Source organism: Vibrio sp. B1FIG11 (assembly GCF_905175335.1).
Taxonomy (GTDB): domain Bacteria; phylum Pseudomonadota; class Gammaproteobacteria; order Enterobacterales; family Vibrionaceae; genus Vibrio; species Vibrio campbellii.
The window spans coordinates 1,194,034-1,218,053 of the sequence record NZ_HG992752.1 but is presented as its reverse complement, the minus strand read 5'-3'; the positions used below and the strand labels follow the sequence as shown (position 1 = coordinate 1,218,053).

At 44.4% G+C, this 24,020-nt stretch carries 19 protein-coding genes and 1 pseudogene; 13 read left to right on the top strand and 7 right to left on the bottom strand.

Annotation, left to right across the window (positions count from 1 at the left end):
• Positions 1-3 precede the first annotated feature (3 nt).
• From KHO06_RS22280 to KHO06_RS22265, 4 genes and pseudogenes are all read left to right on the top strand, one after another.
• A pseudogene (locus tag KHO06_RS22280) lies at positions 4-3,500 on the top strand (RHS repeat-associated core domain-containing protein); the annotation flags it as partial.
• A gap of 976 nt (positions 3,501-4,476) precedes the next feature.
• Positions 4,477-4,770, top strand: coding sequence for a hypothetical protein (locus KHO06_RS22275; protein ID WP_212582535.1), 294 nt, complete (start codon positions 4,477-4,479; stop codon positions 4,768-4,770).
• A 195-nt stretch (positions 4,771-4,965) separates the two neighbouring features.
• Entirely contained in the window at positions 4,966-6,105 is a 1,140-nt protein-coding gene (locus tag KHO06_RS22270) for an exonuclease SbcCD subunit D (protein ID WP_212582534.1), read from the top strand.
• 9 nt (positions 6,106-6,114) lie between these two features.
• Positions 6,115-9,171: an SMC family ATPase gene (locus tag KHO06_RS22265; protein WP_212582533.1), complete on the top strand. Its 3,057-nt coding sequence runs from the start codon at positions 6,115-6,117 to the stop codon at positions 9,169-9,171.
• 87 nt (positions 9,172-9,258) lie between these two features.
• Here KHO06_RS22265 and KHO06_RS22260 read toward each other — a convergent pair whose 3' ends face one another.
• The gene (locus KHO06_RS22260; RefSeq protein ID WP_038891246.1) at positions 9,259-9,639 is read right to left on the bottom strand and encodes a cystatin domain-containing protein; all 381 of its coding nucleotides are present in this window, start codon (positions 9,637-9,639) and stop codon (positions 9,259-9,261) included.
• Positions 9,640-10,012: 373 nt separating this feature from the next.
• On the opposite strand from KHO06_RS22260, the gene KHO06_RS22255 reads away from it, so the two are divergent.
• The 7 genes from KHO06_RS22255 to KHO06_RS22225 all read left to right on the top strand — a co-directional run bounded on the left by KHO06_RS22255 (position 10,013) and on the right by KHO06_RS22225 (position 15,065).
• Positions 10,013-11,698, top strand: a complete 1,686-nt coding sequence (locus tag KHO06_RS22255) for an immunoglobulin-like domain-containing protein (RefSeq protein WP_212582532.1) — start codon at positions 10,013-10,015, stop codon at positions 11,696-11,698.
• 189 nt (positions 11,699-11,887) lie between these two features.
• Positions 11,888-12,430, top strand: coding sequence for a (d)CMP kinase (locus tag KHO06_RS22250; RefSeq protein WP_212582531.1), 543 nt, complete (start codon positions 11,888-11,890; stop codon positions 12,428-12,430).
• Positions 12,431-12,547: 117 nt separating this feature from the next.
• A complete protein-coding gene (locus KHO06_RS22245; protein WP_045401237.1) occupies positions 12,548-12,793 on the top strand; it encodes a hypothetical protein in 246 nt (81 codons plus the stop codon).
• 70 nt (positions 12,794-12,863) lie between these two features.
• Positions 12,864-13,517: an aspartate/glutamate racemase family protein gene (locus KHO06_RS22240; RefSeq protein WP_212582530.1), complete on the top strand. Its 654-nt coding sequence runs from the start codon at positions 12,864-12,866 to the stop codon at positions 13,515-13,517.
• On the top strand, positions 13,504-13,932 hold the full coding sequence (locus tag KHO06_RS22235; RefSeq protein ID WP_212582529.1) for a hypothetical protein: 429 nt from the start codon (positions 13,504-13,506) through the stop codon (positions 13,930-13,932). Before KHO06_RS22240 ends, KHO06_RS22235 begins: the two co-directional genes overlap by 14 nt.
• A gap of 27 nt (positions 13,933-13,959) precedes the next feature.
• Positions 13,960-14,487, top strand: coding sequence for a histidine phosphatase family protein (locus tag KHO06_RS22230; RefSeq protein ID WP_038886206.1), 528 nt, complete (start codon positions 13,960-13,962; stop codon positions 14,485-14,487).
• Between the two features lie 56 nt (positions 14,488-14,543).
• Positions 14,544-15,065 carry a lipocalin family protein gene (locus KHO06_RS22225; RefSeq protein WP_005444070.1) on the top strand — a complete coding sequence of 174 codons (522 nt, stop codon included), beginning with the start codon at positions 14,544-14,546 and terminating at the stop codon, positions 15,063-15,065.
• 17 nt (positions 15,066-15,082) lie between these two features.
• Here KHO06_RS22225 and KHO06_RS22220 read toward each other — a convergent pair whose 3' ends face one another.
• A complete protein-coding gene (locus tag KHO06_RS22220) occupies positions 15,083-15,862 on the bottom strand; it encodes a helix-turn-helix transcriptional regulator (protein ID WP_212582528.1) in 780 nt (259 codons plus the stop codon).
• A 136-nt stretch (positions 15,863-15,998) separates the two neighbouring features.
• Here KHO06_RS22220 and KHO06_RS22215 point away from each other — a divergent pair, with 136 nt between their 5' ends.
• Positions 15,999-17,120 carry a multidrug effflux MFS transporter gene (locus KHO06_RS22215; protein ID WP_212582527.1) on the top strand — a complete coding sequence of 374 codons (1,122 nt, stop codon included), beginning with the start codon at positions 15,999-16,001 and terminating at the stop codon, positions 17,118-17,120.
• 112 nt (positions 17,121-17,232) lie between these two features.
• On the opposite strand, the gene KHO06_RS22210 is transcribed toward KHO06_RS22215, so the two are convergent.
• The 5 genes from KHO06_RS22210 to KHO06_RS22190 form a co-directional block, all read right to left on the bottom strand.
• Complete coding sequence (locus KHO06_RS22210; RefSeq protein WP_212582526.1) at positions 17,233-18,228, bottom strand: succinylglutamate desuccinylase/aspartoacylase family protein; 996 nt, start codon at positions 18,226-18,228, stop codon at positions 17,233-17,235.
• 146 nt (positions 18,229-18,374) lie between these two features.
• Entirely contained in the window at positions 18,375-19,907 is a 1,533-nt protein-coding gene (gene yfcC, locus KHO06_RS22205; protein WP_080992052.1) for a putative basic amino acid antiporter YfcC, read from the bottom strand.
• 218 nt (positions 19,908-20,125) lie between these two features.
• Positions 20,126-20,452: a cytochrome c gene (locus KHO06_RS22200; protein ID WP_212582525.1), complete on the bottom strand. Its 327-nt coding sequence runs from the start codon at positions 20,450-20,452 to the stop codon at positions 20,126-20,128.
• An 81-nt stretch (positions 20,453-20,533) separates the two neighbouring features.
• On the bottom strand, positions 20,534-21,538 hold the full coding sequence (gene ltaE, locus KHO06_RS22195) for a low-specificity L-threonine aldolase (protein WP_088880112.1): 1,005 nt from the start codon (positions 21,536-21,538) through the stop codon (positions 20,534-20,536).
• Between the two features lie 24 nt (positions 21,539-21,562).
• Complete coding sequence (locus KHO06_RS22190; protein ID WP_005426847.1) at positions 21,563-22,078, bottom strand: NUDIX hydrolase; 516 nt, start codon at positions 22,076-22,078, stop codon at positions 21,563-21,565.
• Positions 22,079-22,349: 271 nt separating this feature from the next.
• Here KHO06_RS22190 and KHO06_RS22185 point away from each other — a divergent pair, with 271 nt between their 5' ends.
• Positions 22,350-24,011, top strand: a complete 1,662-nt coding sequence (locus KHO06_RS22185; protein WP_212582524.1) for an ATPase RavA domain-containing protein — start codon at positions 22,350-22,352, stop codon at positions 24,009-24,011.
• The last annotated feature ends 9 nt before the right edge of the window (positions 24,012-24,020 follow it).

The following is a 24,020-nucleotide window of genomic DNA, read 5'->3' as shown; positions in this document are numbered from 1 at the left end:
AAAATGAATATACAAAGGATTGTCAAACTCACATCTTTAAACGGAATCACGTTTTACTTTTCCACGCAGCAACTCAGTACCGGATCGGAACAAAGCTTTGCAACCGCTCGAAGTGCAGAAGCGTTTATTGAGCAATTTCATTTTCCGATTTAGAGGAGCTCAGTGAAATTGCGTCATGGACAAGCATGAGTGCGACTTTTTCACATGAATACCAGACAAAGACTAAGTCTGAACTTCTTCAAATTATTGCTCAAGGATTACAAGAAAAAATCCTTTTTGCTATTGAGTTGCCTAAGACTGCGCCAAGCACATTTTATCCATCGGCCAACATACCTTCCCAAGTCATAAACCAAGTGGCGAAGATTGAGCGTAATAACTCGAAAGCCACTCATTCAGGTACCAACACTGTCGCAAGTAATAGTGCTCCTCAGGAAGAAAGTAGCAAAAGGCATGTAAAAGCAGGCGATCCTGTTTCCATGGTCACAGGGGAAGAAAATCTCTCATTGTCTGATGTCGGACTGCCTAATGGATTGGTTTGGTCACGAACGTATCGCTCATCGTTGTGCGATTCCGCTACAACTCTTGGCTTTGGTTGGAGACATATTTTTCAATATGAGCTAACAGACGTATTGGATGAAAAATCTAATGTGACGGGGTGGCTGTTCATCGACGAAATGGGGGACACAATCCTATTTCCTAATGTCGCCAAAGGCGGAATCAGTTACCAAACTTATGTAGGTGCAAGTTGTCAGTATCATCACAGCGGTTATCGATTAGTTACGTTAAGTAATGAAGCTCAAATCAAGTTTTTCTTAAAGAATGAGCAATGGGTTGCCACTGAAATCCGTCTAGGTCATATGAAAACGGTAAACCTCGAATACTCTCGAAACCACCGTATCACCCATATATGCGTCAACCGACAAAACCAGCTTGAGCTCCAATACAATCATCAAGGCCAACTAATAGAGATTAGAAACCCAAAGACTCAACATTTGCAAGCCAAGTATGAATTCGATGTTGATGGGCGATTGATCGCTGCTCAGAATGAAAATGGTTTAATCGAACAATACCAATACGATGACACAAACTTAATTGTTAAACGAACGAGAGCTAGCGGACTTTCTCACTACTTTACATGGTCTGGGCGAGGGCCTGATGCGCAATGCATAAAAAATTGGGCGGATGAAAGTGTTTATGATTACTCGTTTGAGTTTGATGGGAGCGAATCCAAATACCGAAATTCACTTGGACACTGTTGGCACTATAAACACAATGAACAAGGCAAGCTGCTTGAGAGTGTAAGCCCTGAATCGAGATGTAGGGCATTTGAGTACGACCCACTCGGTAGATTAGTTTGTACTATCAATGCAGATCAGACATACACCCATCATAGCTACAACCCATTTGGTTTGCTCGAGAAACAGACACACTCGTCTGGGGCTACAGAGGGTTTTGAGTACAATGAATTTGGTCAATGCATTAAGCATCAATTTCCTGACGGTGAAATCGAGTTTAAAGAGTTCAATGCACTTGGTCAGCTCGTAAGGCACCAACACAGTAACGGGCTTCAAGAACGCGCCGTATTTGATAAATATGGCAGACAAGTAGAAAAGAGTGCTGATACTGGATCTCGTACACAATGGTGGTGGAATGACTCGCATCAGCTGTTAGCAAAAAAAGTCGATCAAAGCTTGATTCGCTATAGCTATGACGAGCGCGATCGAGTGAACGGAGTCGCTTACCCACATGGCCTCATAAGCGGATTTGAGCGCAACGAAAGCAACTTACTCACACGACTATACTTCCAAAGCTCAGAAGATGGCACGTCTCGAGAGCATCGCTACCAATATGACGAAGTTGGGCGAGTTAAACAGGTTCATACACCAAGAGGGACAACCCAAATTGTTTGGGGGAACTTTGCTCAACCAACGGAAATTGTTAAACCAGATCATAGCTCTTTTTCCTTCTCGTACGATGCGGAAAGGAACCTGATATCTATCGAGCGTTCTGACGGTTGCCAATACAAGTTTGCATACACTCCAGATGGCCAGATCAGCCAGACAATTAGCTTCGATCAAGTGCAAACAAACTACACCTATGACCGGGCTGAAAGATTAAGTGAAATCTTGCATTGTAGTGGTCGCATCTCTTTTGAGTATGACGAAGTTGGTCGCATCGCTAGGGTGAAAGCCCATGGTAAAAATAGCGGTGTTGAGGACCATTACCAACACACCTTAGGCGGCAAGTTAATCCGCGCGCACAACCGTTTTTCAAATGTCTCCTATACGTATTTAGGTACAAAATTGGTAAGTGAAGAGCAGGGACGCTTTTCTTTCACCAATCAATACCAAGATAACGGCTTACTTCGCTCTCAACGTTATGACGACGGCACAGAGGTTATATATGAGCATGACCAATTTGGCACGGTATGCGGGTTAACGATTCATTCAAACGGCTCTGAAAGAGAAGATTCAATTAAGTTTGAATACGATGAATTACAACGTTTATCGATAATCACCTGTAGCGCGGGAAAAGAGCGGAGAGAGTTCGATGGAATAGGTCGCTTGAAGCGCCAAACATGGACTGGTTTTGAGCGTAAATACCATTTCAACGCACAGCATTTTCTGTCGCTTATCATCGACAGTGATAAGGGATCTCAACATTATCAATATGATGAACTCGGCCAATTAGAAAGAGTAAAGACGGAAACTTCTGAAGAGTCATACGTTTATGACAGTTTTGGCAACTTTAATGACGAAAGTACGCAGCGAAAACATGACCGTCTTATTGAACACCATGGTATCAGGTACGACTACGATGAACTAGGAAACAGAACCAGTAGTCAAGGCAATGGACGAGAGCAGTACTGCACTTACGATGCTAAAGGGCAACTGATTGTTGTCGAAAGCGAAGGGCATTTATGCCAATTTGAATACGATGCGCTAGGTCGAAGAACGAAGAAAATCAGCGAAAATGGGACCTCCGAATTTATTTGGCAAGGAAGTCATTTAGTCGGCGAGTATTCTCGTTCAGGTTATCGGTGGTATCTATATCAACCAAACAGTTTTGTTCCGCTTGCACTTATTGAAAACGGCGAGTGTTATTTCTTCCAATGCAATCAAATCGGAACTCCAGAGCGTTTGGTAGACTCGAATGGGCAGGTAGTTTGGCAAGCAACATACGATACATTTGGATTTGCTCACGTTGAAATCAAGACGGTTAAAAACAACCTTCGCTTACAGGGGCAGTACTTCGATATTGAGACTGGTCTGCACTACAACTTAGCACGTTACTACGATCCTCAAATAGGTCGATTTATCCAACCCGATCCCCTAGGGCTGCTTGGTGGAACCAACCACTATCAATTTGCGCCAAATCCAGTTTCTTGGGTTGACCCCTTAGGTTTATGTGCAAAAGAAGACACGCCGACAGTTCTTGCCGGACACAATGACAATTCGCCTGAGAAGTCGGTGTATTACGCAATGGGGTCGGGGAATTATGGAAAGTTATCTCAGCATAACAATTCTCAATATTTATTGATGAATGCTCCTTGCCCGAGCGTTTATGACTCTTCTAAACCGTTTGATATTAATGGCTTGTTTGAAGATTTTTCTGTTGATAACTATGTCGCAGTAACGAGCAGTTTTGGTTATGCATACCCCAGTGAGTATGCGATAAGGCCAGTAGGGGCTACAGTAAGTCCCGAGACTATTTCGCAAGTTAAGAGCTTGAGCATTGCTGGTCTATCAGCTGTGACGGCAAGAAGCCTTCCTTTATACACACAAAAGTTCCAAAGGATTAATCAAGCTAAAGGCCCAGAAAACCAATTAACAAGTAGGTCTTTTGAAACTAGTCAGATAGTAAGAGATGAAATTGCTGCTCTTGAAAGAATAAAGGGTAATGCGAAAAGTAGTACTCTTCTTAACCATAAGATCAATAAACGCGCAGCACCAGAATGGACCTTTAGAACTTTAGGTGTGGATGAAGATACGGCGAGGGAGTATTTGATTTCTAATGATGGTACCAAACTATTATCACTTCTTAAGTCCGCAGATCCGTCAGCTTCAGACTCTGTAATACTAAACAGGGCAATGGAATTAGTCACATCTGGTAGTGAACTACCGAAACTAGCATCAGTTACAGCTGGTAACTCGTTGATCAAAATAGTCCCTGAGGGGCAAGCTGTTTCACCATACTCTCCATTCTTTACTACTAAAGATGAGTTTATGAAAGTATCATCTTCAACTATTACGTTGGCTGACGCATTCGGGTTACCAAAAGTGAGTGAATCTCCGCGATACTCAATTTTCCAAATCGAAGCAAAAGCAAATACGAATCTTTTTGTAAGTCCTGTAGCTCCTACAGTAGAAAGTTATATTCAACGTCAGGGTGGTGCAATGCAGTCAATAGTTCCAAATCGCAAGCTATGGTCAACTCCTGAATTAATTGGAAACAGCTCTAATTAGGATAATGTTTATGGAACAGCTAAATGTAAAAGTAAAAGCTAAGAGGTTATGGCTCCTGCTCAAACGATATTCTGAGTCAGATACTACGGCAGCAAAAGCGCAAAGTAGCTTAAGGAAACTATTAGAGAGTGCTATGTCTGGTGAAATAACATCTCCGCTTCGATGGAGTGATGTTCCCTGTGGTTACTTATTTGTGGAAGGGGCTTTAGGAAAGTATAAAGATTTAGAAGAAGCTTATGCTGACTTCAAAGTTGAAGTTACCGGAGGTAACGATCCTTTACTGGAAAAGATCAAAAGACTCTAACTTTGGATGTTTTCATGTCTTGTTGGGTGTCAAGGCATGAAACAATGAAGAGTAATTGGCCAGACACGTCGATAGACAGAAAAATTGAATCGGTACAGTTGCTGGTTACACAAACCACATGAAAAGCTTACGAACTCACGATATCCTAGGGGGATAATAAGATAGCGCCATGTAGATGGCAGAAAGTGAATTCGAATGAAGTTTATCCATACCTCAGATTGGCACCTTGGCCGACAGTTTCATAACGTCTCTTTGCTTGACGATCAGCAAGCCGTTCTTGACCAGTTAATCCAATACATTGAAAACAACCCTGTTGATGCTGTGGTTGTTGCTGGTGATATTTATGACCGTTCTGTCCCACCAACCATTGCGATTGAACTACTTAACAAAGTGGTGAAGCGAATCTGTGGTGAGCTAAACACGCCGATGATTCTGATTTCTGGCAACCATGATGGTGCTGAGCGCCTAGGTTTTGGCTCAGAACAGATGAAAAATGCGGGTCTTCACATTATCAGTAACTTCGAAGACATGCTTACCCCTGTTGTTATCGAAACCGAAAGCGCAGGGCAAGTTGCTTTTTATGGCATGCCTTATAACGACCCTGAGCAAGTCCGTTTTGTCTATCAAGAACCCGTTTCGACCCACGATCAAGCGCACAAGCTCCTCGCAGAGAAAATCACTGAGCAGTTCCAACCAGAGCAACGCAACGTCTTAGTCAGCCACTGCTTTGTCGATGGTGCCATTGAGTCTGAATCTGAGCGTCCACTTTCGATTGGTGGCTCTGACCGCGTCAGTCACGAGCATTTCCTAAACTTTGATTATGTAGCGTTGGGGCATTTGCACCAGCCACAGAAAAAAGGCGAAGAGTACATTCGTTATTCTGGTTCACTTATGAAATACAGCTTTGGTGAACAAAACCAAAAGAAAGGTTTCACGCTGGTGGAAATTGACCAAAACGGTTTTGTCTCGGCAGAGCATATTGACCTTGCCGCACCTCATGAGATGCGAATCGTTGAAGGTGAACTTGAACAAGTAATAGAGCAGGGCAAAACCGATCCGAAAAACGAAGACTACTTGTTGGTGCGTTTGATGGATAAGCACGCAATCTTAAACCCAATGGAAAAGCTACGTACTGTTTACCCGAATGTTTTGCACCTAGAAAAACCGGGCATGTTAATTGGTGTCGAGCAGGAGATGGCGCAAGCGAAGTTGGCGAGAAGTGAGATAGACATGTTCCGAGATTTCTTCACGGAAGCGCAAGACAGCCAATTATCGCAAGAACAAGATCAAGCGATCAGTGACATCATCAAACAACTTTCTCAGCAAGCTCAGTAAGGACCAAACATGAAACCCATTAAACTGACAATGCAGGCTTTTGGTCCGTTTGCTCAAACAGAAACGATTGAATTCGACAAGCTGGGAACTAACCCTCTGTTTCTTATCAATGGTCCTACTGGTTCGGGTAAAACCTCGATTCTCGATGCGATTTGTTTTGCGCTTTATGGTGAAACAACGGGTAACGAGCGCCAAGGTATTCAAATGCGTTGCGATATGGCAGCACCAACGTTATTGACCGAAGTGACGCTAGAGTTCTCTTTACACGGCAAGTCTTATCGAGTGATTCGCTCACCAGAACAAGAAGCACCAAAGGCGCGTGGTGAGGGCATGACGGTGCGTAAGCATACCGCAGCTTTGTATGAGATTACGGACGAAGAAAAGCTCATCACTAGCAAAACAACGCAAGTAAAGACAGAAGTGACCAATATTATTGGCTTGAACGAAACTCAGTTCCGCCAAGTGATGGTGCTACCACAAGGTAAGTTTCGAGAGTTGTTACTTGCGACGTCCAAAGAGCGTGAAGAGATCTTTGGTCAGCTATTCCAAACGGATATCTACAAGAAGATTGAATACGCACTGAAAGACAAAGCGAGTGCCATTAGCAAAGCCAAAGACGAGTTTGATAACCAAATTCGAGGCGCACTGCAGGTAGCTGGTGTTTCTTCCGAAGTGGAGTTAACAGAGCAGCGTGAAGCATTATCTGTTCAATTTGAATCTGTACAAAAGCAAGAGCAAGAATCTCTGGCTCAATTAAATGCGGTAAAAACGGAACTGCAAAAAGCAGAAGCGCTGAGCAATGAGTTTAAAAAGCGCGAGCAAGCCGAAATTGCATTGAAGCAACATTTGGAACAGAGCGATGCTGTTTCATCACGTCAATTGCAGTTAGACAATGCGAAGAAGGCAAGCAAGGTTGAGTTGCCTTATGTCACGTTACAAAATGCCTCAAAGCAAACGCAAGAACTTGAGCAAAAGGTGGCTAAGCTATCTCAAGATCTTACTGTGGCAAATGACGCGGTAAAATCCAAAGAAAGCGCATTGCAAACCGCGAAAGAACAAGCTGCACAATTGCCAAAACTGACAGAGCAGCAATACCAACTTGAAGGCATGAAAGGAAAGTTGGTTGAAAAGTCAGAGCTAGAGAAAGTCATTAATGCAGGTTTGACGCAAAAATCCGAGTTTGAGGTAACGCTTAAGAAATATATCGCACTGAAAGAGAAGTTAACGCTAGAGGCGCAACAAGGTCAGAAGTCACTGGATCAAGCTCGAGTCGATGTTGCAAGTATTGGCAGTGTAGAGGCTGAGATAAAACAGCAACAACGTTTGATGCAAGACCTACAGAAGCTAACTGGCTTGAACCAAGAGCTAGCTAAATTGGATGCATTGACGCCAAGCAAACAAGCTTCGGTTGACCAAGCAAAAGCGCGATACGTAGAACTTCAACGCTCAGCAGATACATTTGAATTGAGCTGGCACAATGCTCAAGCCGCTGTATTGGCTCAGCGCTTACAAGCCGGTGAAATGTGTCCGGTGTGCGGTAGTGTAGAACACCCTCAGCCCGCTCAGTTTGTTGGCGAAGAGGTAACAAAAGAGCAGGTTCAGCGTGCTCGAAACACGGAGCGAGAAGGGCAAGTTGCACTTAACCAATTGAACAATCAGTTGGAGCAGCACAATATCGCAGTCGGACAATACAAGCAGCAGATTGAGCAACTATCCGTTGAGCTTGGCCAAAACGCATCAATGGATTTAAGCGCGTTACAAGCGTCTATGCAGCAGCTCAATGAACGTTTACAGCAATTGTCATCGATTAACTTGGTTCAGCTGGAACAAAGCGTCAATGAGTTAAACCAGCGTTGTGTTACTGGGGAAGGTAAGATCAATGATCTGCAAAACCAGATGGCGGCGAATGAATCGACGATAAAAGTGAACCAAGAGCAACTGGTTAAATTGTCTGCTTCGTTAGATACCAAGTACTCATCTCTTGAAGTTCTTGAGCAAGATATTGTTGCGATTCAAAAACAGATTACGGAGTTAAATACCGCATTCGAGTCTGCACAAAACCATTTACAACAAGCCGTGCTGGCGAAGACCAATATTGAAAGCCAACTGACAACCAATCAACAGTGGTTGAATGAGGCACTAGAGCGTTTGAACACAGCCAAAACCGATTGGGTGCAAGCGTTGCAGGCGAGCGCGTTCGAGGATGAAGCACAATTCCTAGCAAGTAAAGTTGATGAAGCCGAGATGCAGATTTGGCAGCAAGAAATTGATGCGTTCAAACAGAATCAAATCAAGCTAGAACAAACTTTGGCAGATTTAAGTTCAACGTTGAAAGACTTGGTGTTACCAGATTTAGAAGGGCTTAACGTTAAGCTAAACAGCAATCAGCAAAATTACGTTGAAGCGCGTAATCAGCTTGATAGCACGCGCTCATTGTTTGAACGTCTAGAGAAAGTCCGTAATGACATCGCGACGTTACATGACAAGAACACTAAGTTAGAAAACGAATACAAAGTGTTTGGCACTTTGTATGACGTTGCAAGCGGTAAAACGGGCAGCCGCATCAGTCTGCACCGATTTGTCCTTGGTGTGTTATTAGACGATGTATTGATTCAAGCGTCACAGCGTTTAAGTCTGATGAGTAAAGGTCGTTATATCTTGGCTCGTAAAACGGAAGGCTTTAAAGGTGCGGCAGGACGAGGCTTGGATCTGGTAGTAGAGGACAGCTACACAGGTAAAACGCGCGATGTTGCGACGTTATCAGGTGGTGAATCTTTCATGGCAGCGTTGGCATTAGCGCTCGGTCTATCTGATGTTGTGCAGTCTTACAGTGGTGGTATTCGCTTGGATACGCTGTTTATTGATGAAGGTTTTGGCAGCTTAGATCCGGAATCTTTGGATCTTGCGATTCACACCTTGGTCGACTTACAACAAACGGGTCGCATGATTGGCGTGATTTCTCACGTATCTGAACTGAAAGAGCAAATGGCACAGCGTATTGATGTTGAACCGTCGCGACTTGGTTCTACAGTTTCTGTGAAATCTCAGATGGTATTTGATTCTTAATCAATACCTGTAAACGTACATAAACAAAAGCCCCGCTAGATTACGGTGTAAAATAGCGGGGCTTTTTGTTTCTCTGTCTCGAAGCACTTACTGTTCGCAGAAGCGACCTTCCTTCGGCGATTGCGTAATCGCATATTCACCATCAAGGTTGCGGTAAACAACCGTGTTCCAAACTGAGCCATCATTCAATTCAAACTCTATCGCGTAGTTCACGCCACTGACAACCTGTGCATGAACGGACAAGATCTGTTTAAACGAAGCGAGAGTTTCCATTTTCTTTAGGACAAAGGCCATAGCCTTTTGAGCGTCTGGGGTGGCGTCAAATTCATTCCACCCACCTGGCATATTTCCTTGTGTATTACATACATCTGCCGAGGTTGTTGGTTGTGCCGCTTCATCTTGAGTATTTTGCTGACATCCAGCAAGAAGAATCAAGATAGCGCAAGCTGACACGGTTTTTAATTTCATAAAATTAACCTCTGTTTGCAAGCACGTATTATAAAGCTCGGTGTTAAAGCACAATGTCTACGTTGTGCAAACTTTTGATATGCAGAGGGTTAAATCCTGATGAAATCGTTGCGAGCGAGCTCCAAAAAAAGAAGATTGGTTAAGTTTTTGTGGGATTTTGATAGAACGTCACGCTTAATTGCGTGCGCAGCTTTACGGTTCATTTTGCGTCGTGAATTAAGATCACAATTATAAAATAGACATTAAAAACATAACTTTGTAAGTGTATCTGTTTTCTTAGCTCAGCCATATAATCCAAACGAAATTCATTAAGTGCCAATACAAAGTACTGAATGATTGTTGTGATGAAACAAAATGGATGAGAGGTAACACGATGAAGCAAAAAGCGCTATATCTAGCAGTAGCAATGGGTTTGAGTGGTCTTGCGAACGTCGCATCCGCTAATGAGATGGTAAATCCTGATGGTGGTGTCGTAGTGGGTTACTGGCATAACTGGTGCGATGGCGCTGGTTACAAGGGAGGTAATGCACCGTGTGTAACATTGGATGAAGTTGATCCTATGTACAATGTGGTTAACGTCTCCTTTATGAAGGTATTCAATACCAGTGAAGGTCGTATTCCAACCTTTAAGCTCGATCCAAATATCGGCCTTTCAGAACAACAATTTATTGACCAAATTGAAGCTCTAAACCAACAAGGACGTGCCGTTCTCATCGCTCTTGGTGGCGCAGATGCGCACGTTGAACTTAAAACTGGTGACGAACAAGCGTTCGCACAAGAGATTATTCGTTTAACGGATAAGTTCGGTTTTGATGGTCTAGATATCGATTTAGAGCAGTCTGCAGTAACGGCAGAGAACAACCAAACCGTAATTCCAGCTGCACTTCGCCTTGTAAAAGAGCATTATCAACAACAAGGTAAGAACTTCCTAATTACGATGGCGCCTGAATTCCCTTATCTAACAGAAGGTGGCAAGTATGTTCCTTACATTACTGGTTTAGAAGGGTACTACGATTGGATCAACCCTCAGTTTTACAACCAAGGTGGTGACGGTATTTGGGTTGATGGCGTGGGTTGGATCGCGCAAAACAATGATGAGTTAAAACAAGAGTTTATTTACTACATTTCGGACGCTCTATCGAACGGTACACGCGGTTTCCACAAAATCCCGCATGACAAACTGGTGTTTGGTATCCCATCTAACATTGATGCTGCTGCAACGGGCTTTGTACAAGACCCTCAAGATCTTTACGATGCGTTTGACCAACTTAAAGCGCAAGGGCAGGCACTTCGTGGCGTAATGACATGGTCGGTGAACTGGGATATGGGCACAGACAAGAATGGTCAGGCGTACGGTGAAAAGTTTGTGAAGGATTACGGTCCGTTCATCCATGGCCAGACTCCACCACCGCCAAGTGAAGGCGAACCGGTGTTCAGCGGCATCAGTGATGTTCGCGTGCATCACGGTAGTTCATTTGATCCGTATGCAGGTGTTACCGCGTCTGATAAAGAAGATGGAGACCTAACTAACAGCATTACTGTCGAAGGTTCAGTTGATGTGAACACCGTTGGCACATATGTTTTGGTTTACAGTGTAAAAGACAGCGACAACAATGAAACTAAGCAAAGCAGAACAGTTGTTGTTTACAGCCTTGTGCCTGAGTTTGAAGGTGTAACGGATACGACCATACAGCTTGGTGACGCATTTGACCCAATGGCAGGCGTAAAAGCGACGGATGCAGAAGACGGTGATTTGACTGATCAAGTTCGTGTTGAGGGCAGCGTAGATGTTAACGTGCTAGGTGTCTACGACTTGGTTTACCGAGTAACGGATAGTGCAAATCAGACTACGACAGCTCAACGCTCTGTGATTGTTTCTGATGGCAGCAGTTACCCTCCGTATGAATCTGGAAAAACCTATGAAGCAGGTGACATTGTCACAGGTTCAGATGGCAACTTGTATCAATGTAAACCATGGCCATACACGGGTTGGTGTTCAAACCCTTCTTATGCGCCTGGTGAAACCGTTTATTGGTCAGACGCTTGGGATAAGTTGTAATTAGCCCATTAGTTGTTGCAAGCCTCCTTAATTGGAGCTTTTTTATGCGCGTAACTTCACATCTAATTGAATCTACACTAGAACTTTAAAGCGTAATCATTAGTATCTCGCCTCCGCATTTTCCCGGCTAACCTATAGTTGGAGTGCGTCGCTCTTTGTCAATTTGGTACGGTCACCTAGGAGGATTTAATGAGAAGGATCAATGTAGTAGGCAGCAGTGGAAGCGGTAAATCAACGTTTTCAAAGCAGCTCGCAATGAAATTAGGTGTCACGTACATAGAAATGGACAGGTTGTTTTGGCTTCCCGATTGGAAAGAACTCGATGATGAGACGTTCTTCGATAAAGTCGTGGACGTAACTCAACAAGAGGCTTGGGTACTCGACGGGAACTACAGCAGAACACAACCGTACAAATGGCAAAGGGTCGATACCATCATCTGGCTCGATTATTCAAGTTCTATCACCACTTATCGCTCCGCAACTCGTGCTATCAAAAGGGCATGGACTCAAGAAGAGTTCTGGGAAGGAACTGGAAATAGAGAAAGTTTTAGAAAAGCGTTTTTGAGTAAGGATTCGATTATTTGGTGGTCGGTTAAGAATTACCGAAAGAATCGGAAGCGCTATTTAAAACTGAAGGAGGACTTAAAAGGTTCGACTATCGAGTTCATCCACATCACTTCGCCCAAAATGGCAGAAGATTTTTTGCTTTCTCAAGATTTTATAAATAAATAGCTAACTTATTTAAGTGACTTTTCTGTCACAGATCGCAGCTGTGCGAATTCTGACATTCCGACTCCTTAAGATGATGAATACTAACGAAGTTCCCGTCGTATTCATTGTGGAGGTATTATGATCGGTTACGAGGAAATGGCGATCTCCGGCTATCTAGGTTGGTTACTCGCTGTTTTGTTGGTTTATCCCTTTGCCTATGTTGGTATTCATATCGGTGTATTCGATATAAAAGTCCGTACCAAGGTCAGCCGTTGTTTCAATCGTATAGTATTAGCTTTGATTGCATTTCTACTGATTATGCATATGCAAACCGAAGTGGTTTACGGCAAGTACTTTCTTGGTCTTTGGGAAGCACAACAATAACTTTGATCGCATTAATTCCCGTCGCCTTGTGCTAAGTTGTCGAAATTGAACTAAAAATCGACAACTTAGCATGAAGCCATACGACCTATATTTCCTGCATACTTCACCCGTACACATTCCACCTTTCTCCGAACTGATGACAGAGCTCGCACCTGATTTAAAAGTCGCACACTTTGCCGATGCTGACTTGTTGGAACGTTTGGTTGCTGGAGCGGACGAGTCTAAGGTGAAGCAATCAGTACAAGACAAAGTACGCGAGCTTTCTGAGCAAGCAAACTTGGTGGTTTGCACCTGTTCTTCAATTGGTCGCTTTGCTGAATCGCTTACAGAGCAGGGAATCAATGTTCAGCGTATCGACCGCGCAATGGGTGATCAAGCCGTAACTCATGAGCGAGTATTGTTACTTGCGGCATTATCGACAACCATTGAACCTAGCTTAGCGTTACTTGAGACAAGTGAGGGCAATTGTATTCTTCAGTTAGATACGTTTGTGGTTGAAGGTGCTTGGGAGCGTTTTCTCGACCAAGATGACCAAGGTTATTACGACAAGATCAAAGCGGTAATAGAGCAAAAGGCTCGTGATTATGACGTAATCGTATTGGCACAAGCTTCGATGTCAGGTGCGGCATCATTAGTTGATGTCGATATACCAGTATTAAGCAGCCCACGTTTAGGCGTAAAAAGGGCGATTGAAACCTTAAGGACATTCCATGCAAATATCTAGTTGGATTCAGCTTTGCTTACGTGAGCTTGAAGGTGCGCCCGTAAAAGAACATTCAGATATCGAAGCGTCTTTTGCGGAGTCCGAACGTTTCTCAAAATGGAAGGCAAGCAAAAGAGAAGTACGCTTGGAAGAAGTCAGTGATCGTTGCTGGATCAAGAGCTGCACAGGTGGCTACATCACAGAGGTGCACTTACATGCGGATGGTTCACTCGATGAATACACCTTGTTTGGACGCCTTCATACCAAAGGGCACTGGGAGCTAGAGGCTGGCGTACTTCATATCACGATCTACAAAGGTGAAAACACTTATGAACTTTCTGTTGTAGGAAACCGTGAACCTTCCATCCACTCTGCGATTGAATACAAAAATGGAGAAGTGCACTCCTATCTAAAACTGACTCCAATTTCTCAATAGCAATTTAACAAGGACGAGTACCACAATATGGATATTGTATTTGTAAGGCATGGCGTGCCAGATTTTACGTTAGCGGATGAGCGGCAGATGACTCAACTTGAGAAGGATTATGCGCCGCTTTGCCGAGAACATTTGCCTGCGTTGCAGGAGAAACTCAACCATGCAGTATTTGACGATGCCGATATTATCATCAGCTCACCTTATACGCGTACTCTTCAAACTGCAGAAATTCTCAATCGTCATCGCGCTTTGCCTTTGTTTGTTGAGCATGACTTGAGAGAGTGGCGTGCTGACAAAGAAGGTGGCTACATTACCTTGAATGAGAGAGACCGACGTTGGCACGAATATCGAGAGCTTTTAAAAGTAGGTATTTCAATGACTGACCCCCGCTATGAACATGTTGACGAGCTAAAAACACGAGCGGAGTTAGTACTGGAGCGTTACCGTCAATATCGAAAGGTTGTTGTCGTGAGCCACTTTAATGTGTTTGAAGCACTACAAGGTTTCCAAGAGGTAGGACTGTCCTGTGGAGAATTTAGGTACATTCGTTTTTGATCGATTTCTTATCTTCTATAGTAAAATCAGACACTAAATTAATTTCAGGTTGCTGTATGAAATCTCTTAAAACACTTTTACTTTTGTCCCTTGCAACGTTGTTTGGCTGTACGTCTAAACCGGACGGCGTGGAGCCGGTCAACAACTTTGAACTTCAACCATATCTAGGCAAGTGGTATGAAATTGCGCGTCTTGATCATTCCTTTGAGCGTGGTTTATCGAATGTGACGGCTGAATACGAGTTACGTGAGGATGGTGGCGTAACGGTTATCAACCGAGGATATTCAGAAGAAGACAAAGAATGGACGCAAGCTGACGGCAAAGCGTATTTCGTCGATGGTGAAAACACAGGGCATTTGAAAGTGTCTTTCTTCGGTCCGTTTTATTCGTCTTACATCGTATTTGAGCTAGGTGAGAACTACGACTACGCGTTTATCTCTGGTTTCAATCACGACTACCTATGGCTACTGTCACGCACACCAACTGTCGATAAAGCAACGGTCGAGCGTTTCAAACAAGTAGCAAAAGAGAAAGGCTTTGCGTTGGACGAGCTAATTCTCGTAGACCAAACCAAATAACACGCGAAATGATCGCCTTATAACAACGATCTGTGCTTCATAAAACTCAGTGGTGTCTGTCCGGTTTGTTTCTTAAAGAACGCAATAAATGCGCTGTCTGATGAGAACTCCAAACAATGGGCAACATCACTGACTTGTCTTTCCTCACATAAGAGTTCAATAGCTTTAAGTAGCCGCCATTGTTGACGCCAATCTTGATAAGACATGCCAGTCTCAGCCTTAAATAGGCGAGTGATAGTTTTGCTGCTCGCGCCAACGGTTTGTGACAGTTGGTTTAACTCAGGTGCTATAAAGTCACACTTGGTCATTGCCTTACGAAACCCTGTTAAACGTCGATCAGAAGGCAAGGGCAACGAGAATTCAAACTGCTTTGCTTGGTAAAACTCTTCCCAAAACAATGCGCTCGTTGCTTGGGTTTTCGTTTCTTCAATATCCCATTCCCATAATGCCATTTTGTCGATCAGTACTTTTAAAAGATCGTTCACCTCAATCATCACTATTTCATCAGGGCAGGTGTGTTTACTGCAATCGAAATAGAGTGAACGGTAAGCCACAACGTTGGTCATGACGGCTCTGTGAGAAGTATGTGGCGGAATCCACACCGCTTTGGTTGGTGGTAAGGTACAAATAGAGTGATTGAGTGCGAACGTCATGCAGCCTTGTGGCGCATAAAGCAATTGTCCTTTCTTGTGTTCGTGCATACCGGAATCATGTTTGCCGACATCCGCTGCGATGCCAACCACACTCGCGGTAATTGCGTCCGCATCAAATCGAGTATTATCTTCAATAATTGCCATTTGTCCGAATCTTGATGTTTTTGGTTTTAATGCTGTTAATGGGTAAAGCATAACGCCTTCTATACTGCACGCCAAGTTAAGTTCGTTACCCACTTAAGCCACGAAATATCGGCACGGGTGGGACAGAGAGGTAAAAATGAAAACGAAACCTTCTATTGGATTGATGGTGGTGATGCTGATGTTTCCGCAAATTGTGGAGACGATTTACAGCCCAGCACTTGGCAATATTGCTCAGTCATTTGCTGTAACGTATTCACAAGCGGCGCAAACCCTATCTATCTATTTTTCTGCGTTTGCTATAGGCGTGGTGGTTTGGGGAATCTTGGCAGATAAGTGGGGCAGACGCCCGACCATGCTGGCAGGGTTGTTGGTTTACGGCGTATCTGCTTTGGTCGCTATGCAAACAGAAAGCTTTGACGTGATGATGATAGCTCGCGCGTTCAGTGCTTTTGGTATTGCGGTTGGGTCGGTCGTGACACAAACCATGCTAAGAGACAGCTTTTCAGGCGATGAGCTAAGCAAAGTATTTAGCGTTATGGGTATGGGTATTTCCATTAGCCCAGTGATTGGCATGTTGCTCGGTGGTCAGTTAACAGCACTCGGTGGCTATGAACTTGTCTTCTTTGCTTTGTTTATCATGTCGGTTGTACTGCTGTGCTACAACGCGGTAAAGCTGCCTGAAACACAAACTCAGAAGCAGCCATTAGAGATCGGTTCTTTGCTAGGACGAATGTTGAAAGACGCTCAAATCTGGCAATCTGCACTGTTGGTTGCGCTTTACAATATTGCTTTGTTCGCGTACTACCAATTGGGGGCATTCACTTTTGAGCAGCTCGGACTGAGTTCTGAACAGTTCGGATACAGTGGTGTGATATTGGGCGTTGGTACCTTAATTGGCAGTTTGATGAACAAATCATTGTTAGCAAAAGGTCGCTCACAAACGCATCTGCTTTGGATCGCATCAGCATTCTTGATCATCGGAGGCTTCGGTGTGTTTATGCTGCAAACATCGATTTGGTTCTTGGCCCCAATGTTGTTCATTGTGATGGCATTTGGTATCGCGATTCCAAATGTTCTGAGCACCGCTTTAGTTGATTACAAGCAACAAGCGGGCAGTGCAGGGGCATTGCTAGGATTAATGTACTACTTGATGATTGGTTCAGGTCTAGGCTTAGCTGGAATGATTCAAAACCTTGGATTTGTTCTTATGTCGTGTGCTGCTTTGGTTTTATTGGTGACATTGTCACGCAAAGCCTAACTGAAGAAATGTTGAAAGACTAACAAAGAAAAGCCCTGCAAGTTATGCAGGGCTTTGTGTTATTGGTTTGATTCTAACAGTTTGAAATTACTAACTATTAAATTTAAAGGTATTACTTAATCAGTCGAACAACCAAAGAACCTGGCGCTCGGATCGATTCAATGTTGTGGCTCAGCACCGTGCCTTCTGTTGGCGCAGTGTAACGCTGAATCTCATCACCAAAGCTGTCGTATTGAATCGCAACTAATTGACCTTGCTCTACCTTATCCATCATCTTCACTTGTGGTAGTACAAAGCCACCCAATTCAGCGCGAATGCTGATGATGTCTTTGCCTTCTAGGCAAGGCGTGATATTTGCAACTTCACCAGTCACTACGTCATGACGAGTAAGGATATTGAAGATGCCAGTCACGGTACGGTCGATCAGCTCTTGTTCTGTGTAACGGCCCATGCCCACCTCGATGGTAATGCTTGGAATGCCGCTGTTGTTCCAGACGGTCTCAAGTACACCGGCGTCGCCCGGATCGTTAAGAATCACGTCAGGGTTAATGAGGCGAGCCATTTCCAGAGATTGCTCGATACGGAAATCGGCAAACACGTACAGCGGGTAAGCAGCACCAGTGGTTTGAGTGTGCAAATCAATCGCAAGTTCTGCGTTCGGCTTAAGAAGGTTATTCCACAAAGCAAATAGGAAGCGGTTTGCTTCGTTGCCATTTGCATCGCCAGGGAAGAAACGGTTTAAGTTTGCAGGAGATGCATCTGGATCCGCAGAGAAGAAGTCACGGCTGTGGTTCAGCATACCAGTTAGGTTGATGGTCGGAACGACTGTTACAGAACCTGCGATGTCTTTACCAATCAGTTCACGAGCGGTCTTTTGCGCCGCTAAAACACCATTGTATTCGTCACCATGAACACCTGCTGTGATCATGATTTTCTTACCCGGTTTTTCGCCTTTGAAAACCAACACAGGCAAATGTTGCCATTGAGAGAGGGCGTTGGTTGCAATACGGAACCAAAACTTATGCTCGCCTGCAGGCAAGTCTGTTACGTCAAGAGATTGAATGACTTGATGACCTTGAATTACGTCATCCAGAAATTGTGTTGCCATTAAAGTTGTCACTCCAAAACATCTTACTTCGATGCTTGTTTGCCATACGGCTTGAATTAAAAAAGGCGAGAACCTTGTCTCGCCTTATTCTTTATACCCAAACTCCGCTTTCGCGTTTAAGTTGCTTGGGGATATTGGTAATCAGTTTACGCAAAACCCATCACGTGAGCTGCGACGACGACAATGCTCGATAGGGTAAAGAGTAATAGCATAAAGCGCCAGCAGAATTTCGCCCAGTCACCCCAGTCGATACGACACACACCCAGTGTTGCCATTAGCGACGCTGAAGTTGGAACGATAACGTTAGTGAAACCGTCACCAAGTTGGAATGCTAGAACCGCAACCTGACGTGTAACGCCAGCGATGTCTGCAAGAGGAGACAATAGAGGCATTGTCAGCGCTGCTTGACCTGAACCTGAAGTCACGAAGAAGTTGAAGATAGATTGGAAAACATACATCAACCAAGCCGCAGCAACGTCAGGAAGACCGCTGATTACGCCACCAGCGCTGTTCAGGATCGAGTTCAGTACGCTCGCTTCATCGGTAGTACCTCCACCTAGGATAAGCAATACGCCTTTCGCACAACCAACCAATAGAGCAGGAGCAAGCATGATCGCTGCACCTTCTTTAAATGCGTCAGCCGCACAGTTTAGCGTCATGCCGTTCAGACGGAAGATCGTACCGATAATCGCAACGACAAAGCCCATTGTGAAGAATTGAGATGCGATTTCTGGGATGTACCATGCGTTAGCCACTACGCCCCAAACAACCCATACTGTAGTTGCGATAACCGTAAGGATAACTAGGGTATCACCTAGGTTCCAACGAGAGTCGTGATCACCAAGCTCTTGCTGGCGGAAGTATTTGTCAGTACGGCGGCTGTAAGAAAGCTCAGGGTTTGCTTTGATACGCGATGCGTAAATCATAGTGAAAGCAATACCAATCGCGGTAAACGCAGCCCAAAGGCCCATACGCACAGTCATACCAGACAGAACCGGAATACCAGCGATACCTTGCGCGATCGCTACCGAGAATGGGTTCATCCAAGACGTTGCAAAACCAATCTGAGTCGCAACATAGGTTACCATTACTGTAGTGATGCCATCGTAGCCAAGGCGAACCATTAGTGGCGCGATAATAATCGCAAATGCAACGGCTTCTTCACCCATACCAAATACTGCGCCGCCCAAAGAGAACAGCAAGAACAGAACGGGAATGAATAGTGCTTCGTTACCTTTGGTCTTATCGATAAGGCGAAGGATACCGTTGTCGATTGTGCCTGTGCGCATTACCACGCCAAATGCACCACCGATAACCAGCATGAACATGATAACGCCAATCGCGCTGCCCCATTTAGAGCCTGAAACCAGACCTTCGAATGGGAAGTTCATTAGACCAATGCCACCGCCTGACGCAAACAGTCCAACCTTGTTGTAAACCAATTCACCGTTTTCGTCGGTTGCATAAGAGAAAGAAGATGGATCGATAACAGTGCGAGTTTTTTCTGCACCGTCGACCATGTACGTCACCTGTTGGCTATCGAAATGACCAGCAGGAATTAAGTAGGTAAGAATCGCAGCAAGAATACCAACAATGAAGATCAAAATGAGGGTATCAGGCATCTGCCATGATTTAGGGGTTGCCGCCGATTCCGATGGCTGAGCGTGTGTGTGAGACATAACCTATTTCACGTCTAATAATAGAAAGCATGAAATATCGATAAAATAGAATAAAAAGTCAATATTAACTGAGTTGGTGAACTATAAATTCATCAATAATTTGATCTGAAGAGGGTTGAGTTGATTATCAATGATTTATTGGTTAATTATTTTGGCTGGATGTTGTATGAATGAAAACAGAGTTAGGACTTGTGGCGATTCACAAGTTACATAATTATTCACTTTTCTGCATGAGATAGTTGTTCTGAATAAAACGCGGCAACATCGCGTAAATCTTCATCATTCAACATGCGTAATTGGGCTGCCATCATCTCAGCCAAAGGGCCTAATCGAAGCCCATTTTGATAGGCTTTCATAGAATCATACAGGTACTGAGCATTCTGGCCAGCTAGGTTGGGGTAAGCGTCGTTAGTCGTTATGCCATTCGAACCATGACAATAGACACAGCTTGGCGATTTAAGTTTGCCTTTTTCTGCGTCACCGAATGGTTTCGCCACAACAGAGGAAGAGAGAATAAGAGACGCTAGAAGCACGTATCTAAACATGGATAGTTCTCGAATTTAAAATATTGGTTTCGAGATAGAATAAAGCTTCCCCTTAGGGGAAGCTCAATGATCAAAATCAAGTTAAAGCATAGATTTAAGGCTAGATAGGAAAGTATCGATGTCTTGTGCCGAAATATCTTTATGCGTCACGAAGCGGATTGGGTTTCCTGGCGTAATCGTGATGCCTCGCTCCTTCATCTTTTCTGCAATACCAGCGATATCCACTTGCGGGTCAAGCTTAGCAAAGACGATGTTGGTTTGAACAAATTCTGGATTAACAGAGAAACCAGGCAATTCAGCTAAACCTTCCGCTAATGTCTTTGCATTGATGTGGTCTTGTTTTAGTTGTTCCACTTGCTCGGTAAGGGCTAGTTTACCAGCTGCAGCAAGAATACCCGCTTGGCGCATACCACCGCCGACCATTTTTCTTAGGCGGCGTGCTTTTGCGATGTACTCTTTACTACCAAGCAGCAGTGAACCAACAGGGGCAGCCAGACCTTTCGACAGACAGATGGTCATTGAATCAAAGTACTGACCAATCTCTTTCACTGGAACATCAAGCGCAACGGCTGCGTTGAATACGCGAGCGCCATCTAGGTGCATCTGCAAGTTATGTTTGTTCACAAACTCACGAGCCTCTGCAAGGTAGGAAAGAGGAATCACTTTACCGTTGATGGTGTTCTCTAAGCTAAGTAGGCGAGTACGTGCAAAGTGCGCGTCATCTGGCTTGATTGCAGCTTCTAGCTTATCGAATGGCAAAGTACCGTCTGGGTTGTTTTCAATCGGTTGAGGTTGGATAGAGCCCAGTACCGCCGCACCGCCAGCTTCGTACTTGTAGTTATGCGCTTGCTGACCACATAGGTATTCGTCACCGCGCTCACAATGCGCCATTAAGCCAAGTAAGTTTGCTTGTGTGCCAGAGGTTGTGAACATTGCCGCTTCAAAGCCCGCAAGCTCAGCAGCAAATTGTTCTAACTCGTTAACGGTTGGGTCATCACCGTACACATCATCGCCGACAGGAGCGGTAAACATTGCTTCACGCATTGCTTGGGTAGGTTGCGTAACGGTATCTGATCGAAAGTCCATAATTCTCTCCTCGGTCGAAAAGACCTAAATATAACCGCAAAGACGAGCTTTGCTTAGGCAAGCGATAGTTTTGGCATCAGTAATCATGCCTTGAATAATCTGTTGTTCGAGTTCTTCTCGTGACAATGTCACCACTTCAATGACTTCATCGTCGTCACACTCGTACCGATTGGTCCTGTTCAGTTGCTCAGCAACAAACAAGTACTGGATTTCATCACAGAAACCAGCAAGAGGGGTAACTTGACCAAGCGATGTGAACTTTTCGGCGCTGTATCCTGTTTCTTCTTCTAACTCTCTTTGAGCGCAGTGCAAAGGGTCTTCATCTCCTTCACGTGTGCCAGCAGGCAATTCAAGCAGCCATTTGTTAAGAGAGGGGCGGAATTGATTAACAAGAACGATGTTGCCATCTGAAGTAATGGGTAAGATAACGGCAGCACCGGGGTGTTGGATAGTGGTATGTTTAATCATCCGACCAGTTGGTAGCTTGATTTCCTCTTCGACCAGAGAAATCTGCTTCCATGTATGAATTGTTTTGCTCATGCAGTTGTGGATCCTAGCTGTAACCGCGTGTTGACGTGTTTTGCACATTAACCACAAACCGCGTGAAACAAAAGTAGAAAATGGTTTCATACTCTTATGAAACCTGCACTTTCAGTGAGTTATGTCCCATAAATGAAAACTATGGTTACCCGCGCACGCGCGCGAGGAGCATCTGGTATAACCGAGGTTCACTAAAAAATACACTTGTAACAAAGTGATAACAAATGTATAAAATTAAATATACAGCCTCAGTTCAACAGCCGGAGCTTTTATGATTCAACCATCTTTCGCATCAAATGCAGAAAAGGCGCTTCTTTCAGAGCGTATCAACAAGCTGGCTAAAGCACTGACCGACGGCGTTTACGAACGCGAACACACCATCAAACTTTGTCTTCTTGCCGCTCTAGCGGGTGAGAGCGTCTTTCTTTTAGGTCCTCCGGGCATTGCAAAAAGCTTAATCGCCAAACGTCTTATCCAAGCATTTGATAACAGTAGTTACTTTGAGTACTTAATGACTCGCTTCTCAACACCAGAAGAAGTGTTTGGTCCGTTGAGCATTCAAGAGCTGAAAGATAATGGTCGTTACGTTCGTCTTACCCAAGGTTACCTGCCAACGGCGCAGGTGGTTTTCCTTGATGAGATCTGGAAAGCAGGCCCTGCCATTCTGAACACGTTGTTGACCGTTGTGAATGAAAAGACGTTTAAAAACGGCAGCGATATTGAACGTGTACCGATGCGACTTTTGGTTTCTGCATCGAACGAACTACCAGATGAAGACAGCGGCTTAGACGCACTTTACGACCGTATGTTGGTGCGCGTATTTGTAAACCGCATTCAGGACAAACAGAATTTCAAATCTATGCTGACAGTGGGTACGTCTCAAGAAGCGCAAGTTCCAGAGGGCTTGGCGATCACAGACGAAGAATACCACCGCTGGCAGCAACAGCTCGACAAACTCACTCTGACCGACAACGCATTCGAAAAGCTTTTCCAACTAAAAACCATGTTGGAAACCAAAGTCGAGTCTGAGTTTGGCGACGCATCATTAACAGACATGTACGTGTCTGACCGCCGTTGGAAGAAAGCGGTCAAACTGCTTAAAGCAAGTGCGTTCTTTAATGGGCGTGACGAGATCAATCCGCTTGATCTTCTGCTACTTCAAGATTGTTTATGGAACAGCCCTGAGTCACGCGATGTCGTTCGCGGTGTGATTCAAGAGTTCGCACTTAAACATGCCTTTGACCAGCAAGAAGCAGAGCAAGAGATCGAATACTGTCGTGAATCTTTGGTTGATGTACAGCATGAACTTGAAGACAAATATCGCATGACGCTAAACGCAGAAGCCGCAACGGGTCTGCTTCGCAAAGAAACCATGAGCTTCGATACATCCAAAGCGAAAACTTACAAAGTAGGCGCGGCGGTGAATCTGGTTAAGCTGGTTATTCTGCAAAGCAACATGTCGGTTTCTGAATCAGAGAAGGGCGACAGTCGTTGGGTATACGTGCCAAAAGACGAACTTGACCGAGTGATCAAAGAGGGGCATGGCGATGTGTATGGCTACGTAAACCAAAACGCCAATATGTGTCGTTTGCGTTTTGATGTCGATGCAGCCAACAACCTAGTGATCCGTGACATTGCTAACCGAGGCGTGTTGGTGAGCTTGGTTACTAAACAAGGTTTAGATGTTGAGCTTTACCAAAAATGGTTGGCAGAAAGCGAAAAAGCAGTCAGCCAATTGAGTGAAGCTGAACATCATATGCGTAAGGTTAAAGCCAATTTCCATGGCGCATTGCCGCACAGCTTCGTGGATCCAGAGTTACCACGTCTAATGGAGTCGAGTCTACAACAGGTGAGCCAGAGACTTGAGTCTATCCAAGGTGAAAGCGAGAAGATCATTCAACGCTTCAAAAACTTACATCAGTTTTTCTCTTAAGGAGACGAC